The 2,775-nt window shown below is 67.5% G+C and carries 2 protein-coding genes; both read right to left on the bottom strand.

Features of this window, described 5'->3' with window-relative positions; genetic code table 11:
- Positions 1-49: 49 nt before the first annotated feature.
- Entirely contained in the window at positions 50-1,081 is a 1,032-nt protein-coding gene (locus AC5JJ6_RS07750) for a HEAT repeat domain-containing protein (RefSeq protein WP_496041484.1), read from the bottom strand.
- A gap of 69 nt (positions 1,082-1,150) precedes the next feature.
- On the bottom strand, positions 1,151-2,775 hold a 1,625-nt coding region (gene recD2, locus AC5JJ6_RS07745), incomplete at its 5' end, for an SF1B family DNA helicase RecD2 (protein WP_496041483.1).

The following is a 2,775-nucleotide window of genomic DNA, read 5'->3' as shown; positions in this document are numbered from 1 at the left end:
CTGTTCAACTCGCCGGGTCTTCTGGACCCGGCGGATTTTTCGCGTTTTCTTACCAATCCGGCGAGGCATCGAAGCTCTTGAGAGCCGCTTCGGCCGCTTCGATCACCTTGACGTCGGAATCCTGGGTCAAGGCCCCCAGCGCCGGGACGATCCGGTCGTCTTCGTGGCGGCCAAGGGCTTCGATCACCGCGAGGCGAACGACGGGACGGCCGTCCCTGCTCAGCCGGATGAGCTGAGCGACGGCGTTCGGCGTCTCCATGGCGCCCAGGGCCTCGACGATGGCGCAACGCCCCTCCTCGTCGCAGCGCTCGGCGGCACGGGCCAGCTTGACCGGAGTGTCGTCGTCGGCGACCGCGATCAAAGCATGGGCCACCAGCGGGATATCGATCGGGGTAGCACGGTCCAGCAGTTCCTCCAGCGGTTCCCGCGCCGGCTTGTGTCCGAGCGCTCCCAGGGCAAGGCGGGCGGACTTGACGACACCCCGGTCCGGGTCCGACAGCAGGGGCTCCAGCAACTTGGTATCCTCGCGCCGATGGAGCGAAGCCGCCAGGCCGCAGGCCGCCTGCCGAACGATCGGCGCCTCATGCCCGAGCCCCGCCGGTATCAGGTCGGCGGCCGGGCGGCAGCGCAGTTTGCCGAAGCAGTCCAGTGCCGCCACGGTGGAGGCCGGGCTGAACAGCCCCCGTCGGATCAGGTCGATCAGGGGCACCGCTGCCGAGGCTGGGCCGATCTTCGCCAGCGCGTCCAACGCCGCCGCGACCTCGGCCACCGGCTGTTGAGCGTCGAATCCGGCGAAGCGCCGGCACGTGCGGATCAGGAGCGGTACGGCGCGCGACTCGCCGCGCTCCCCCAATTCGACGATCGAGGCGACCAGCGGCGGGTCGTCCGGCGCTTCGGCGTAGAGGTGGAGGTTGAGAGCGTCGAGCAGGTGGTCGGTCGGCCACTCGCCGATCGGGCGCAGGGGAACGCCTTCCGCAGCCGAAGGCTCGGATGACGGTCCGGACGGCGGCTCGACAGGCGGAATCGCCCCCTGCCCTTGCGCGAAGAGGTCTAGCTGGTTGGTCTCGCGGCGCTTCTTCAACCGGCCAACCCTGGATTTTGAGGTACGTTTCACAGCCGGGCGGATTGGAAGCAAGCCGCCGGGTCATTGTCAATGGTTTGCTGACGTCAGCCAGTCCTTCAGCTTCGACCAGCGCCGCCTGCTCTGGTTCCCCTTGACGGCCATCGCCATGGCCTTTCGCTGTCCCACGATGACGACGAGGCGCTTGCCGCGCGTGATCCCGGTATAGACGAGGTTGCGCTGAAGCATCGTATAATGCTGCATCGTCATCGGCAGGACGACGGCGGGGTATTCCGATCCCTGCGACTTGTGGATCGTGGTGGCGTAGGCCAGCACGACCTGATCCAGTTCACCCGCGTCGTAGGCGACTTCGCGCCCGTCGAACTCGATCAGCAGCGAATTGTCCTCGGCGTCGATCTTGCTCACCACGCCGAGGTCGCCGTTATAGACTTCCTTGTCGTAGTCGTTCTCGATCTGCATGACCTTGTCGCCCTCGCAGAACGTCCAGCCGAATCGCTCGATGCGGGGATCGCGCGGCGGGTTGAGGACTTTCTGGAGTTCGATGTTGAGCGAGCGGGCGCCCAGGCCGCCCCGGTTCATCGGACACAGAATCTGGATATCGCGCACCGGGTCCAGGCCGAACCGGCGGGGGATGCGGTCGCGGACCATGTGGATCAGCTTCCGCAGGCCGTCCTCGGGATCGGCGGCATCGACGAAATAGAAGTCGGTCAGGCCGTCGCCGGCCGGTGGCGGTTCCGGCATCAGGCCCTGATTGACGCGGTGGGCATTGACGATGATCCGGCTCTCCGCTGCCTGCCGGAACACCTCCGTCAACCGCACCACCGGCAGCGCCCCGGAATTGATGACGTCGGCAAGCACCTGTCCAGGACCCACGGATGGCAGCTGATCGACGTCGCCGACCAGCAGGACCGCCGACTGGCTGGGCACGGCGCGGAGCAGCGCGTTCATCAGAGGTACGTCGACCATCGACGTCTCATCGATTACCAGAAGGTCGCACTCAAGCGGCTGCATCTCGTTCCGCTTGAAGCCGCCATGGGCGGGATCGACCTCGAGCAGGCGGTGGATCGTCCTGGCTTCCAGGCCGGTGCTTTCGGTCAGGCGCTTGGCAGCCCGGCCGGTCGGGGCGGCCAGCGCAAGTTTCAGGCCCTTGACCGCCAGTATCTTCAGGATGGAGTTGACCAGCGTCGTCTTGCCCACGCCGGGGCCGCCGGTGATCACCAGGAGCTTCGACGAGACCGCCAGCCGGACGGCGGTGCGCTGGCTTTCCGCCAGCGTCAGGCCGGTCCGGCCCTCGACCCACGGGATCGCGGAGTCGGCGTCGATGCCGCCCCAGGGCGGAGTTCCCGCCGCCAGATCGAGCAGGCGCATGGCGATGTTCTGTTCGGACCGGTAGAGACCGCTCAGGAAGACCGCGTCGCGCCCGTCCAGCCGGTCGGCGACCACCGTCCCGTCGGCCAGTTCCAGCGCTATCGCGTCCTCGATCAGCGCCTGTGGGATTTCCAGGAGCTTTCCGGCCAGGGTCACCAGTTCGTCGCGAGGCAAGCCGCAGTGCCCCTCGTCCATCGCTTCCGCCAGGGCATAGGCGATACCGGCGCGTGCCCGCACCATGGCGGTCTTCTCGATGCCCAGGCGGGCCGCGACGGCATCGGCGGTGATGAAGCCGATGCCCCGGATATCGCGGGCCAGCCGGTAGG

Source organism: Skermanella sp. (genome assembly GCF_059503625.1).
This window is presented reverse-complemented; position numbering and strand designations above follow the sequence as displayed.